The 13991-nt window shown below is 64.0% G+C and carries 14 protein-coding genes; 5 read left to right on the top strand and 9 right to left on the bottom strand.

Features of this window, described 5'->3' with window-relative positions; translation table 11 throughout:
- The first annotated feature begins 73 nt into the window (after window positions 1-73).
- A complete protein-coding gene (locus BTHE68_RS13415; protein WP_162066700.1) occupies window positions 74-1297 on the top strand; it encodes an MFS transporter in 1224 nt (407 codons plus the stop codon).
- A gap of 57 nt (window positions 1298-1354) precedes the next feature.
- Here BTHE68_RS13415 and BTHE68_RS13410 read toward each other — a convergent pair whose 3' ends face one another.
- Window positions 1355-2500, bottom strand: coding sequence for a branched-chain amino acid ABC transporter substrate-binding protein (locus BTHE68_RS13410; RefSeq protein ID WP_061174148.1), 1146 nt, complete (start codon window positions 2498-2500; stop codon window positions 1355-1357).
- Window positions 2501-3042: 542 nt separating this feature from the next.
- Between BTHE68_RS13410 and BTHE68_RS13405 the strand changes: the two genes are divergently transcribed.
- The gene (locus BTHE68_RS13405; RefSeq protein WP_162066699.1) at window positions 3043-3747 is read left to right on the top strand and encodes a dienelactone hydrolase family protein; all 705 of its coding nucleotides are present in this window, start codon (window positions 3043-3045) and stop codon (window positions 3745-3747) included.
- Between the two features lie 41 nt (window positions 3748-3788).
- Here the strand turns inward: BTHE68_RS13405 and BTHE68_RS13400 are convergent, their stop codons facing one another.
- Together BTHE68_RS13400 and BTHE68_RS13395 are read right to left on the bottom strand one after the other, a co-directional pair.
- A complete protein-coding gene (locus BTHE68_RS13400; RefSeq protein WP_061174146.1) occupies window positions 3789-3974 on the bottom strand; it encodes a hypothetical protein in 186 nt (61 codons plus the stop codon).
- A gap of 220 nt (window positions 3975-4194) precedes the next feature.
- Window positions 4195-5457, bottom strand: a complete 1263-nt coding sequence (locus BTHE68_RS13395) for an MFS transporter (protein WP_174258017.1) — start codon at window positions 5455-5457, stop codon at window positions 4195-4197.
- Between the two features lie 327 nt (window positions 5458-5784).
- Between BTHE68_RS13395 and BTHE68_RS13390 the strand changes: the two genes are divergently transcribed.
- From BTHE68_RS13390 to BTHE68_RS13380, 3 genes are all read left to right on the top strand, one after another.
- Window positions 5785-5997: a hypothetical protein gene (locus BTHE68_RS13390; RefSeq protein ID WP_061174145.1), complete on the top strand. Its 213-nt coding sequence runs from the start codon at window positions 5785-5787 to the stop codon at window positions 5995-5997.
- 63 nt (window positions 5998-6060) lie between these two features.
- The gene (locus BTHE68_RS13385; protein WP_162066698.1) at window positions 6061-7092 is read left to right on the top strand and encodes a serine/threonine protein kinase; all 1032 of its coding nucleotides are present in this window, start codon (window positions 6061-6063) and stop codon (window positions 7090-7092) included.
- A gap of 178 nt (window positions 7093-7270) precedes the next feature.
- Entirely contained in the window at window positions 7271-7996 is a 726-nt protein-coding gene (locus BTHE68_RS13380; protein ID WP_162066697.1) for a PepSY-associated TM helix domain-containing protein, read from the top strand.
- A 66-nt stretch (window positions 7997-8062) separates the two neighbouring features.
- Here the strand turns inward: BTHE68_RS13380 and dinD are convergent, their stop codons facing one another.
- The 6 genes from dinD to BTHE68_RS13350 form a co-directional block, all read right to left on the bottom strand.
- Window positions 8063-8905, bottom strand: coding sequence for a DNA damage-inducible protein D (gene dinD / locus BTHE68_RS13375; RefSeq protein ID WP_162066696.1), 843 nt, complete (start codon window positions 8903-8905; stop codon window positions 8063-8065).
- A gap of 155 nt (window positions 8906-9060) precedes the next feature.
- Window positions 9061-10272 carry a PepSY-associated TM helix domain-containing protein gene (locus BTHE68_RS13370; RefSeq protein ID WP_232077884.1) on the bottom strand — a complete coding sequence of 404 codons (1212 nt, stop codon included), beginning with the start codon at window positions 10270-10272 and terminating at the stop codon, window positions 9061-9063.
- Window positions 10273-10385: 113 nt separating this feature from the next.
- On the bottom strand, window positions 10386-11405 hold the full coding sequence (locus BTHE68_RS13365; protein WP_162066695.1) for an XdhC family protein: 1020 nt from the start codon (window positions 11403-11405) through the stop codon (window positions 10386-10388).
- Complete coding sequence (locus BTHE68_RS13360) at window positions 11378-11920, bottom strand: SRPBCC family protein (RefSeq protein ID WP_162066694.1); 543 nt, start codon at window positions 11918-11920, stop codon at window positions 11378-11380. The genes BTHE68_RS13365 and BTHE68_RS13360 overlap by 28 nt, the downstream gene beginning before the upstream one ends.
- A complete protein-coding gene (locus tag BTHE68_RS13355; RefSeq protein ID WP_162066693.1) occupies window positions 11911-13119 on the bottom strand; it encodes a vWA domain-containing protein in 1209 nt (402 codons plus the stop codon). The genes BTHE68_RS13360 and BTHE68_RS13355 overlap by 10 nt, the downstream gene beginning before the upstream one ends.
- Window positions 13098-13991: an AAA family ATPase gene (locus BTHE68_RS13350; protein WP_162066692.1), complete on the bottom strand. Its 894-nt coding sequence runs from the start codon at window positions 13989-13991 to the stop codon at window positions 13098-13100. The genes BTHE68_RS13355 and BTHE68_RS13350 overlap by 22 nt, the downstream gene beginning before the upstream one ends.

The following is a 13991-nucleotide window of genomic DNA, read 5'->3' as shown; positions in this document are numbered from 1 at the left end:
TCGCGTCCGATGGCATCATCTCCGGTTGCCTTGCCTGCAACCTTTCGCGCAACTTCCCAGAACGGCTTCTTTCGTGTCCGACTCGACTACTGCCTCCTCCGCCCGCGAGTCCAATCCGACGCTCGCGCTGCATCGCAGCCTTCCGCGCGCCACGCGCGCCCGTGCCCGCTACGCGACGATGGCGGTGTTCTTCATCGCGGGCATGATGTACGCGTCGTGGGGCGTGCACGTTCCGACCGTGCGCGACAAGTTCGCGCTGAGCCCGGGCATGCTCTCGCTCGCGCTGCTCGCGGTGGCGGGCGGCTCGATCTTCGCGATGCTCACCGCCGGATCGTGGATCGCGCGCGCCGGCACGCGCACCGCATGCATGGCCGGCGGCATCACGATGATGCTCTCCGGCTCGCTGATTCTCGTGACGCCTTACTACTGGATGCTGCTGATCGTTCTCGCGATGTTCGGCTTCGGCATGGCGACGCTCGATGTCGCGATGAACGCCGAGGCCAGCGCGGTCGAGGAGGCATTGGGGCAGCCGATCATGTCGTCGCTGCACGGCATGTTCAGCATCGGCGGCATGGCGGGCGCGGCGGCAGGCGGCGCGCTGCTCGCACACGGACTCGCGCCCGCCGTGCATCTCGCGCTGGCGTCGGGCGTGAGTCTGCTGGTTCTGCTCGTGTCGATGCCCGCTGTATTGCCGCACGTGCCGCACCACGACGAACACGCGAAAGCATCGTCGTCGAACCGCTGGCGCTCGGGCGCGCTGTGGGCGCTCGGCGGCCTCGCGCTCGTCGCGCTGATCGCGGAAGGTGCGATGTACGACTGGGCCACCGTCTACATGCGCGATATCGTCGAGGCCACGCCTTCGGTATCGAGCGCGGCTTACGCGGCGTTTTCCGGCGGCATGGCGGCTGGACGCTTCGGCGGCGACGCGGTGCGCGCGCGCTTCGGCGCGCCGCAACTGATTTTCGGCAGCGCGGGACTCGCGTTCATCGGCATGGTCATGGCGCTCGTCTTGCCGAACACCATCGTCACGATGACCGGCTTCACGCTGATGGGTCTCGGCCTCGCGAACATGATGCCGGTGCTGTTCGCGGCGGCGGCGCGCGTCGAAGGCGTGACGGCGGCCGAAGGGCTCGCGCAGGTTGCGGGTCTAGCTTACTTCGGCTTGCTGCTCGGTCCGGTGCTGATCGGCGGCGTCGCGCAAATCAGCAATCTGCCGATCGGGCTATGCGTCGTCGCGGCGTGCTGCGCGGTGATCACGCTCATCGGGCCGAAAATCCTCCGGCGCCTGAAGATATAAAAAAACGCGCGGATCTTGCGAATCCGCGCGTTCCTCAGGACCGGGGTCCGACGTTACTTACATCTTCACGACGTCGAGCAGCGTCTTCTTGCCCTTCTTGTAGTCGTACAGCGAGATCACGCCGTGCTTCAGATCGCCCTTCGAATCGAAGGAGGTCTGGCCGATCACACCCTTGTAGTCCGTGTTCGGCATCGCGGCGAGAATCTTGGCCGGATCGGTCGAGTTGGCGCGCTTCATCGCGTCGGCGACGATGTACACCGCGTCATACGTGAACGGCGCGTAGATCTGGATCGGCTGGCCGAAGCGCTTCTCGAACTTGGCCGCGAATGCCTTGCCGCCGTCCATCTTCTCGAGCGCCATGCCTGCCTCCGAGCACACGACGTTGTCGGTCGCGTCGCCTGCGAGGTCAGCCAGCTTTTCCGTGCAGACGCCGTCGCCCGCGAGCACCTTCGCGCGCAGGCCAAGCTGCTTCGCCTGCTTGGCGAACGGGCCGCCGGTCGCGTCCATGCCGCCGTACATCACGGCGTCCGGATTCTCACCCTTGATCTTCGTCAGAATCGCGCGGAAGTCGACAGCCTTGTCGTTCGTCGCGTCGTGCGAGATCACCTTCAGGCCGAGCGACTTGGCGGTCTTCTCGAACTCGTTCGCGAGACCCTGGCCGTAAGCGGTCGAGTCGTCGACGACAGCGACCGTCTTCACCTTCAGGTTCTTCGCCGCGTAGTTGGCGAGCGCCGGACCTTGCTGCGCATCGGTCGCGACGACGCGGTACGTCGTCTTGAAGCCTTGCTGCGTGTAGGCCGGGTTCGTTGCCGACGGGGAAATCTGCACGATGCCCGCATCGCTATAGATCTTCGATGCCGGGATCGACGTGCCGGAGTTCAGGTGACCGACGACCGCAACGACCTTGTCGTCGACGAGCTTCTGCGCGACCTGAGTGGCGGTACGCGGGTCAGCGGCGTCGTCTTGCGGGTCCAGTTGCAGCGTGATCTTCTCGCCGCCGATCGTGAGACCCTTTGCGTTGATCTCTTCGACTGCGAGCCGCGCGCCGTTTTCGTTATCCTTGCCCAGGTGAGCAATGCCGCCGGTCAGCGGAGCGACGTGACCGATCTTGACGACCTGGTCGGCTGCTGCGGACGTTGCCAACGTAGCGAACAGCACGGCTGCAGCGCTGATCGGCAACAGTTTGTGAAGCTTGGTGTTCATGTAAGTCTCCAGTTTCGGTCCCAAAAACAACGTAATCGCCCTGTGCCCCGTCTTTCATCACGATCGCTCAGTCCCGTGGACGACCACGCCGGATGCATCGTCATGCACTTGGCGAGTCCTTCCGGCAGGCCGTTCGTGGCAGCCGCCATCCGCACTGCGCGCAAGTGTAGGGTTGTCAAATTAATTTAGGGAAGTTTTTTAAGATACTGGTGTCACTACCAATTAGCGGCCAGTTGTGATGCGCCGCCGTTTGTGGTGCGATTCTTCGAAGACGCCCTGTGCATGCGGGTTTCCGAGACATCGGCGCGCAAAGGTTTGGGCGTCATTCAAGTCCGGCGGGCGTGTGCCGATAATCCCAGCCCACCGACATCATTAAGCTGTTTTTTTAAGCTCGTTTCAGCCTGCGTTTAGACCAGCGCCTCTAAAAATCCCATCGCGCGTCAAGCGGCGTGCCAAGCCTGGCCGTGGGCGTTCAGGGCGACTGAAACGGAAAGCTGGCAAACTCACTCGCCTGCGATTTCACAAACACAAGGAGCTTTGACGTGACCGTATCCGTGACTTCACGCTGGATCGACATTCCCGCCGATGGCGACAGCTTCCAGGGCTATCTCGCGCTACCCAAAACCGGCACCGGGCCCGCCGTGATCATCCTGCAGGAGATCTTCGGCGTGAACGGCCATATCCGCAGCGTCGCCGATCAATACGCCGCCGATGGCTATGTCGCGCTCGCGCCGGACGTCTTCTGGCGCACGCAGCCGCGCGTCGAGCTGGGCTACGAAGGCGCGGATCGCGAGAAGGCGATGGAACTGCTGCAAAAGACTCAGCTCGATGCCGCGGTCGCCGATGTCGGCGCGGCTGCGAACGCGCTGCGCGCGTTGCCCGAAGTAGCGGGCAAGGTCGCGGCGATCGGCTATTGCTTCGGCGGCCGGCTCGCGTATCTCGCGGCGGCACAAGGTTCGGTGGATGTGGCTGTGGCTTACTACGGCGGCGGCATTCAGAACGCGCTCGACAAGGCCGATCAGGTCAAGGTGCCGATGCAGTTCCACTACGGCGAACTCGACGCACACATTCCGGCCGACGCGGTCGACGCCGTGCGCCAGAAGTTCGCGGGCCGCAAGGATTCGGCGCTGTACGTTTATCCGCAAGCCGACCACGGTTTCAACTGTGGCGATCGCGCGTCATACAACGCCAAGGCGTCAGCGCTCGCGCACGGACGCACGCTGACCTTCCTCGGCGAATATCTGTAATCGAAGCCTGCCTGGGCGAGCGTGCCTGAATGGCGCGCTCGCTATATCAGCGCCGGCAATCCTTCAACGAGAAGAAACGCGGCGAGCACGCCGAGCAGCGCGCCGAATACACGCAGCACGTTGTTCTTGAAATGCGTCGCGCAGGGAATGGCCCCGAGGAACAGGGCGCCGGCCAGCGCCATCGGGATGATCAGAATGAAGTCGCCGATCGTGAAGTACGTCGTCATTGTGCGTCTCCCATCGTCCTGCTTCTAACTTCGAGTGTCGCGCGCAAAAGCTGCATCGACGATTCGAGTATAGGCGGCTCCATGCGATGCGTCGGCCGAACTTCGTGCGGCGGGAGACGGTGGCGTGACGCAAAACCTTATGGCACAAGGCATTGCGCGCAGCATTTTTAAGCGGACGCGTAAAAACCCTTATCTTCTTCTTATTTCAATCGGCTTTCTATCAGGCGGCCGTGGCGCGCTCGCGCCGGTTCAGCCAGGCCGCGCACGCCAGCCCGAAGAGCAATAGCACGCCGATCAGTCCCGCGACGCCCGGCCATCCGAACGCGGTCCAGAAATGACCGCCATACGAGCCGATCAGACTCGATCCGATGTAATACGCGAGCAGATAAAGCGCGGCTGCCTGCCCTTTCGCCTGGGCGGCGAGACGTCCGACCCAGCCGCTCGCGACCGAATGTCCCGCGAAGAAGCCGAAAGTCAGACACGCGATGCCGGCGATGATCACCGTCAGCGAGTTCGACAAGGTGAGCGCGATGCCGAGCATCATCAGGATGAGACTCGCGATCAGCACGCGGCCGCGCCCGAATGCATCGGCCATCTTGCCGGACCACGGCGACGCGACCACGCCCGTCAGATACACCGTGAAGATCGCGCCGATCTGCGTCTGATTGAGCAGGAACGGCGTGCTGAGCAGCCGGTAGCCGACGTAGTTGTAGAGCGTGACGAAGCTGCCCATCAGGACGAAGCCGATCAGAAACAGAAACGGCAGACCGCCGTGCCGCAGATGCCCGGCGAGCGAGCGCCGATGATGCGCAAACCCGATGCCGCGTCGCGGCTCGAAGCGCCGCGACGGCGGCAGCAGCGAGCGAAACGCGAGCGTGGCGAGCAAGCCCAGCAAGCCGATTCCACCGATCGCGATGCGCCAGCCGAACAGATCCGCGAGTACGCCGCTGATTACGCGACCCGCCATCCCGCCGATGGCCGTCCCGCCGACATAGAGACCCATCGCGAGGCCGAGGCCTTCGGGATGCACTTCCTCCGCGAGATACGCCATCGCGACCGCGGGCACGCCGCCGAGCGCGAAGCCTTCGAGCGCGCGCACGACGAGCAGCGCGTGCCAGTCCGGCAACATGGCGGCGACGACCGTCAGCACCGATGACGCCAGCAGCGAAATCGTCATCAACCGATGACGGCTCCAGCTTTCCGAGACGAATCCCGCGATGAATATCGCGACGGCCAGCGCCGCCGTGCTCACGGACACGGCAAGCGCGCTCACCGCCGGACTGACGCCGAACGCCTTCGTGAACTCGGGAAGCAGCGGCTGCACGCAGTACAGCAGTGAGAAGGTCGCGTAACCGGCGAACAGCAGCGCAAGCGAAGCGCGCCAGTACGCGCGCGAGCCCCGTTCGAGATACGGCGCTGCGTCGGCGGTGCGTTGCGCGTTACCCTTGGAGGTCGGGCGCTGCGGCGCCGGTGAAGCGTTCACGAATGAAGTCTCCGCTGAAAAGCTCTCAACGATACGCCGAACCTAAGGGTTTCGCCTGATACGGTACGCACTTTGCGGCGACGATGAATACGTAATTACTGCTTCGCGTCTGCGATCGGCAACACAACGCGGCGATTGGCGTCGCGCTGAAGCGCCGCGATGCGCTAAAGTAAGAGCACAGTCGTTCATGAAGACCGCGCATGTCGCGCCTCTCGAAACAATGACGCGGCGAAAAGTCTGGTGCACGAGCCGTGAAAAGCCTGTGCTTGGTGAAATACATTTGACCGGCGCTTCAATCCTCAGCCGGCGCTGAAACGGGGATTCATCATGCAAATCGGTTCGATTGTCCGCTCAGTGCATATTGCCGTGCCCCAAGGCGCGCGCGGTATCGTCATGCGTATTCTCGGCGACATGGCGATGGTCGCATGGTACGAGGGCGAGCCCGGCGTGACCAAACTGCTCAATACGGAGCCGTTCTTTCTCGAAGACCTGATCGATACGGGCGATATCGTTCGCCCGGCGAACACGGTCGTGCATTGAGAAAGCCGCGCGTTACGTCGATGCAGGGATGCCGTCCGCGCGAAGGCGCGGCACAATGCCGGGATGAACTCGATCCATCCCGATTCCCAGGGCGCGCCCGCAGCTGACGCGCCGCCCTTCTCCGGCCTCACGCCCGAACGCGTCCTCGATGCGCTCGACAGCGTGCTGATTCCCGCAGGCGAGCGCACCGACGGCCGCCAGCTGGCGCTCAACAGCTACGAAAATCGCGTCTATCAGGTTGGCGTCGAAGACGGTCCGCCCGTCGTCGCGAAGTTTTATCGGCCACAGCGCTGGTCGAACGCCGCGATTCTCGAAGAACACGCGTTCGTCGCGAGCCTCGTCGCGCGCGAGATTCCGGCAGTGCCGGCGCGCGTGCTCGAAGGCACGACGCTGCACGAGTTCGATGGTTTTCGCTTTTCCATCTTCGAGCGGCGCGGCGGACGCGCGCCCGATCTCGATCGCAGCGACACGCTCGAATGGCTCGGGCGATTCATCGGGCGGATTCACGCGGTGGGCGCGATCGAGCCGTATCGCGAGCGGCCGACGCTCGATATCCACACCTTCGGCCACGAGCCGCGCGAGTTCCTGCTGACACACGGCTTCGTTCCAGCCGACGTGCGCGAAGCCTGGGAAGCCGTCGTTTCGATGGCGCTCGAAGGCGTCGCGCAATGCTTCGAGCGCGCGGGCGACGTGCGGCATCTGCGTCTGCACGGCGACTGTCACCCGAGCAATGTTCTGTGGACCGACGCGGGCCCGCATTTCGTCGATTTCGACGACAGCCGCATGGGCCCGGCGATTCAGGATCTGTGGCTGCTGCTGCCGGCGGGCCGCCCGGACGCATCGCGCGCGCTGACGGATCTGCTCGCCGGATACGAAGATTTCTGCGATTTCGATCCGCGCGAATTGCATCTTGTCGAGGCCCTGCGCACGTTGCGGCTGATTCACTACTCCGCGTGGCTCGCACGCCGCTGGCACGATCCGGCGTTTCCCGCCGCCTTCCCTTGGTTCAACACGCAGCGTTATTGGGAAGAGCGCATTCTCGAGTTGCGCGAGCAAGTCGGCGCGATGCAGGAAGGCCCGCTCTGGCCGGTGTGAAATTTTTTGTGACAAACGCGTGCGACTGCGCAGGCGCAAAAAGTTGAAAAGCGCTTAACCGCATGTAATGATAACGATTCTCATTCGCCCGCCTTCTGTCGATCACCACGCTTTTCCACGCGTCTAGCCGATCGAGGGCGTGGCTTTGCTTGCCAATGCCCGAATCCTGGAGAGACGCGTGAACGCGCCCGACACCCTGAATCCGCAGCCGCCCGCGACGAGCGGCTCGACGCAATATCGTCCGCACGGGCGCCTCATCGACGATGCCGAGCAGTTCGTGCGCAAGAACCGCTCGCGCCGCTCGACCTTCCTCAAGTGGCTGCGCAAGGTGCATGGCTGGATCGGCCTGTGGGGCGCGCTGCTCGGTTTGCTTTTCGGAGCGACCGGTTTTCTGCTGAATCATCGCGCCACATTGCGCATTCCTACCGGCGAGCCGCAGGTCACGCAAATGCAGATGCCGCTGCCCGCCGAAGGCTTCAAGACGCCGCGCGACATGGGCACATGGCTCAAGAAGGAATTGAAGATCGAGGGCAATCTCGGACGAACACGCCGCGAACCGGCGCATCCGGTCGGCTGGGGCGACAAGAGCACGATGCAGCCGGAACAATGGTCGGCGATGGTGGCGTCGCCGGGCGGCAGCGTGATGGCCGAGTACTGGGTGGGCAACAACTTTGTGTCGGTCAAGCGCACCGAGAACACCTTCCTCGCGATGATGACCAACCTGCACAAGGGCGTGGGACTGAGCGCGGGCTGGGTGCTGCTCATCGATACGTTCGCGGGCAGCATCGTCCTGTTGTCACTGACGGGCGTGCTGTTGTGGACCGAGCTCAACAAGAAGCGCACGGCGGGAGTGGTGATCGTGGCGGCGTCGCTGATCGCGGCGGTTGTTTGCGGGGTGATTTGACGCGTAGGAAGCCAAGGCCACGCATTTGCGTGTTCTCGGCTTGTCTGGCCGAGAACCGCTTCTTCATCAATTCGTCAGCTTGCGTTGAGCGCGCTCGATCTGCCGGATGCTCGTTTCCGGCGTCGGCAATGCTTCCGGCATGGTCCCACCGAGCTCGTGAATGGTTTGACGGACTTTCGTTCCGACGTCGAAGTGAGTCTGGTTCGCCCTCTGCTTGCCACTTACTTCGTCGCGTCTCAGTTTCTCTTCTGTCTGGGTTGCGCGAAACAGATTCGCGGCTAGTTCGGTACTGCCCATGTGGTCCAGAATTTTCTGGCTCTTTTTGAGCCCTTTCCTGGCGTGAATGTCTTTGGCTCCCAGGCCGCCATACAGCCCTTTGTATCCGTGATCCTGGAATATCGCGTAGTCCAGCGTGGTTTCCACTCCCGCAGTGCGTGCTGCCGCGCTGAGCGTCTTGTTGTGATGCGACAGCTCGCCACGAAGCATCAAGCGACGCTGATCCTCCGACATACCTGAAAACGCCTTCTCGTCGCCGAGTTCCTGACGGCGCGTTTGAAGCGCAAAGTATGTTTGACCATTGGCGATCACCAGCTTGGACGGATCGCCGTTCTGAACGATCAAATAGCATGCGTATCGCGAAAGTGTGAAATCGGCCACTGGTCGCTTCGCACCGGAGCCGAGCCGGACCATTTTGGTGAATTCACCGAAATGGTCGGCGATTCGGTGGTTCGAGCGGTCGCAGGCCACCTTCGCCTTGTCGATCACTTGCAGAAAGTTGCGCCAGTCCTGATATTTCAGCAACGGCGCAAGATCGCGGGCGAACCAGAATTCGCCGTCGGCCTCGTTTGTCTGCTTGATGCTTTCGAATGTTCGGTGATGGTTTGCGACAATGGTTCTGCTCACGGACATCTTTTGTCTCCCAGTGGTTGCGGCCGCGTCCAAGGCCCCGTGGGCCTCGCAGCGAGACGGCTAGCTTACGCACCGAGAGCATTTACTTCTTGTGAAGGAATCCGAATTTTTTGCGAACCTGCTCGAAAGCGATAACCCTGCCACTCATCGCAAAGTCAAACGCCCCTCCCCTTCCGCGGGTTATGCCGCGTGAGCCACAAATAAAGCCCGCTCCCCAGCACCACGATCGTCAGCAGATCAAACGCTGCCCAGAAGATCTTGAGCGGCATCCCGCCGAAATCCCCGAAATGCAGCGGCTGCGAGCCGAGCAGCACCTTCAGGTACCACGGCAGTTCGCGTGAATCCGTGAGCGCGCCCGTCGATGCATCCACGAGCACCGGCCGCATGATCCGCGTCGTCAGAATGCCGTCGCCGCGCATCCACACGGCATAGTGATGCGGGCTCGCGAAGCGCGTCCCCGGAAACGCGACGAACGACGGAATCATGTCCGGCGCGACGCCTCGCGCGCTCTTCACGGCATCGTCGATGGAAACGCGCACCGTCACCGGCGGCTTGTCCCGATACGGCGCGACCATCTGCGCGAGCTGGTCGTTGCGCCACGCCTCGAGCATCAGATCGGCGAGCGTGTTGATCGATCCCGTCGCGCCGACGAGCAACGCCCACGCGAGCGTCAACATGCCGATCGCGTTGTGCCAGTCGAGCCATACGATGCGACGCTTCTTCTTCAGCCGCACACGTCCGAGCCCGACCTTGCGCCAGAACGGCAGATACACGACGATGCCCGACACGATCGCTGCCAGAAACACGACACCCATCGCGCCGAGAAAGAGCTTGCCGAAAAGCCCCGCGAACATGTCGACATGCAGTTTCAGCAGGACGAACTTGAGCGAGCCCTTGCTCGGCGGCATGCCGAGCGGCTGCGCGGTGCGGGCGTCGACGGTGGTGCTGAACGTGTCGTCGGGCGGCGTGTCGGCGTGAGGCGCGGTCACGACGATCGGCAAGAGCGGCTCGTCCGGCTCCCAGATCATGTATTGCGGCACGTGGCCGGGATGTGTCTTCAGCGCGGCGCGCAGGACCGCGTCGTAGCTCGCGCGCGCATCCGCTTGCGATGCGGGCAGCGCGGGTGCTTCGATCGCATCGCCAGTCAGGATGTCGAGTTCGTGGCCGAACACGAGCGGCAAACCGGTGAGACAAAGCAGCAGCATGAACGCCGTGCAGACGAGACTCGTCCAGCGATGCACGATCGACCACACGCGCAAAGCGCGCTGGCTCATGTGACGCTTGTCCGCGGGCGTGCGCGTATCGGGCGACGCATCGGCGCGTGCGGTCGCGCGCCGGTCGTCGCCGGTCAAAAACTTGCCGGGCATTCGTTGATTCAGCGGAAAGAAGGGCTCGCGTCAGCCGCAATGGCCGCGCAAATGAGAACGATTATTATATAGCTGCTCGGTGCATGCAGACCGTGCATCGAATTCGAACGCGCTCAAACGCCGCACACTTCGCCCTTCCCTTCGATCTCGCGCGCCGCCTTCGCGCCCTCGACCTGCAACAGCTCGGGCAGCGAAACGCCGTTCTTCGCCGCCGTCACTTCCGCGAGAATCGACACGGCGATCTCTGGCGGCGTCCTGCTGCCGATGTAGATACCCACCGGCCCATGCAGGCGCGCAAGCTCGGCCTCGCTCAGATCGAACTCTTTCAGCCGCTCGCGACGCGCCGCGTTATTGCGCCGCGAACCGAGCGCGCCGACATAAAACGCCGGCGTCTTCAACGCTTCCATCAGCGCGAGATCGTCGAGCTTGGGATCGTGCGTGAGCGCGATCACCGCGCAACGTTCGTCGAGCTTCATGTCCATGACGGTGTCGTCGGGCATGGTGCGTACGATGGTCGTGCCCGGCACGTCCCACTCTTCCGTGTATTCCTCGCGCGGATCGCAGACGGTCACCTGATAGTCGAGCCCGACCGCGATACTGCACAGATACCGCGACAACTGCCCCGCGCCGATCACCAGCATCCGATAACGCGGACCGTGAATGGTCAGGAGCCGCGCGTCGTCAAACAGCACGCCGTCGGTGGCCTGTGCGGGTTCGAGGCGCGCGGCGCCCGTCGCCATGTCGAGCGTGCGCGCAACGAGCTGGCCGCTTTCCACCGCTGCGCACAGTTGCGCGACACCGCTCGCCATCGTCAAAGGTTCCAGCACCAGCTGGATCGTGCCGCCGCACGGCAAGCCGAAACGATGCGCCTCCTCCGCGCTGATGCCGTACTTCACCGCTTCCGGTCTGGTCTGCTCGATGCCCCGCTGCCGCACCCGCTCGATGAGATCGTCCTCGATACACCCGCCCGACACCGAGCCGACGACGTGGCCATCGCCACGCACGGCGAGCATGGCGCCTTCGGGTCGCGGCGACGAGCCCCACGTCTTCACCACCGTCACGAGCAGCACGCGATGCCCGTCTTCAAGCCATCGCGCGCTGTTCTTCAGGACTTCGAGATCCACGCTGTCCATGATTTCTTTCCTTTCTCCTGACCTTCTCCGCCGCTTTCACCGTCGGCGGCTGCGTCCTGTGATTCCTGCCCGCCTTGCAACTGCGCGCTGAACCGCTTGAAAAATTCTCCCGCAATCTTACGCGCCGCGCCGTCGACGAGCCGCGAGCCGATCTGCGCGAGCTTGCCGCCGACCTGCGCGTTCGCGCTGTAGGTGAGCGTGGTCGTGTCGGCATCGGCGCCGGGTTCGAGGTTCACGGTCGCGCTGCCCTTGCTGAAACCGGCCGCGCCACCCTGCCCCTCGAACACGATCGTATAAGTATTCGGGGCGTCGATATTCGTGAGCTCCATTCTGCCCTTGAAGCGCGCCTTCACCGGGCCGACCGCCGCCGTCATCGCGACGTTGTACGCATTTTCCCCGTCCGCGTCGATGCTGTCGCAGCCCGGAATGCAGACCTTCAGCATCGAAGTGTCGTTGAGCGCTTCCCACGCGCGCGCCTGCGATACGGGCAACGTGTGCGTTTCGGTCAGTTCCATGGAGCAGCTCCTAAGGGCTTGGGTTGCGACAGGGCGGCGAGTTCCCGGCCAACGGCGCCGAGGCTGTCGAGGTTGTGCGCCGCGAGCATCGCGTCGACGTGAGGCAGGATCGCGCGCACGCCCCGCGCGCGCGGCGTGAAATCGGCAAAGCGCAACAGCGGATTCAGCCACACGAGCCGATGCGCGAAGCGCTTGAGCCTGCGCATCTCGGCATCGAGCACGTCAATGGCGTCGTGATCGAGGCCATCGGTGACGAGCAGCACCGTCGCCCGGCCGGCCAGCACGCGGCGCGCCCAGCGTCGATTGAACTCGGCGAGCGCCGCGCCGATGCGCGTGCCGCCCGACCAGTCGGCGACCTGTGTGCCGAGCGTCGCGATGGCGACATCGGGATCGCGTTCGCGCAATGCGCGCGTCGCGTTGGTCAGGCGCGTGCCGAACAGGAACACTTGCAGGCGTTCGCGCGATTGCAGCAGCGCGTGGCAGAAATAGAGTACGGCGCGCGAATACGCGCTCATCGAACCGGAGATGTCGAGCAGCAATACGAGCGGCGGCCGACGCTCGACCGCCGCGCGGTACTTCCACACGGTCCAGTCGCCGCCGGAGCGCACGGCATGGCGCGCGCTCGCCTTGAGATCGGCGTGCGTGCCGCGCGACGCCGCCTTCAGCCTGCGCGTCGGCTCGGTCGCGAGCGGCATCCGGTGCGCGCGGATCTGATGCCGCAGCGTGCGCCATTCGTCGGCGCTGAGCGTGTCGAAATCGCGATGACTCAGGCGCTCCTGCGAACTGAACGTGATGCGCGCGTGCGCCTCCTCGGGCTTCGATTCCGACGCCTGCGCCTTCGATGCCGCCGCGCGCGTCGCCAATGCGTCGGCGAGACGGTTGTTGCGTTTGGGCGGCGGCATGCCGTTCGTCACCTTCGGCAGCAACAGCGCGCGCAACTTGCCTTCCCAATCGGGATCGCGCCAGAAGAGATCGAAGGCCGCGTCGAAGATCTCGCGTTCGTCGCTGGCATGAACGAGCAGGCACGCAAGCGTCGCGCGCACGTCGTCGCGACGGTTCAGATCGACGAAGCGCAGCGCGTCGAGCGCATCGACCGCATGCGCGGGCGACATGCCGAGGCCCGCGCCCCGCAAGAGCCTCACGAAATGCACGACATTGCGGGCGAGCGGTTCCATCGTCATGGCGTGGCGGTCAGGCATTGCGCGAGCGTGTCGGCGTCCATGCGCGCGAGATCGTCCTGATACTTCAGCAGCACGCCGAGCGTGTTCTGCACCGATTGCGGATCGAGTTCCGACACCGACAACGCCGCCAGCGCGCGACACCAGTCGATCGTCTCCGCGACGCCCGGCGCCTTGAACAGGTCCAGCGTGCGCAGCGCATGCACGAACGCGACGGCGCGTTGCTGCAACGCGCGCCCCGCTTCAGGCGCGCGCGCCGCGACGATCGCCAGTTCGACATCGCGCTCGGGATAGCCGATCCATTGATAGAGACAGCGGCGTTTGAGCGCGTCGTGCACTTCGCGCGTGCGATTCGACGTCATCACGACGAGCGGCGGCCGCGCGGCCCGCACCGTGCCGTACTCCGGAATCGATACCTGAAAATCCGACAGCAGTTCGAGCAGGAACGCTTCGAACGGCTCGTCGGCGCGATCGATTTCGTCGATCAGCAAGACACGGCGCGCGTCCGGATTCACGGGATCGGGCAGCAGAGCCTGAAGCAAGGGACGCTTCAGCAGAAACTCGCCGCGATACAGCGAATCGTTCGACGGCGTTTCGCCCGATGCCTCGGCCAGCCGCAGCGCCATGATCTGGCGCGGATAGTCCCATTCGTACAGCGCGCTCGCGGTATCGAGCCCTTCGTAGCATTGCAGGCGCAGCAGCGTAGTGCCGCACAGGCCCGCCGCCGCCTTCGCGAGTTCCGTCTTGCCGACGCCCGGCTCACCCTCGAGAAAGAGCGGCCGCTGCATTTTGAGCGCGAGAAAGAGCGCCGTCGCGAGCTCGCGGTTCGCGAAGTACTGATGCTCGCGCAGGCGCGCGAGCGTCTCGTCGATGGAAGCGGGCTCGCCCTGCAT

The sequence above is a fragment of the Burkholderia sp. THE68 genome, assembly GCF_009938265.1.
Classification (GTDB): Bacteria; Pseudomonadota; Gammaproteobacteria; order Burkholderiales; family Burkholderiaceae; genus Caballeronia.
This window is presented reverse-complemented; position numbering and strand designations above follow the sequence as displayed.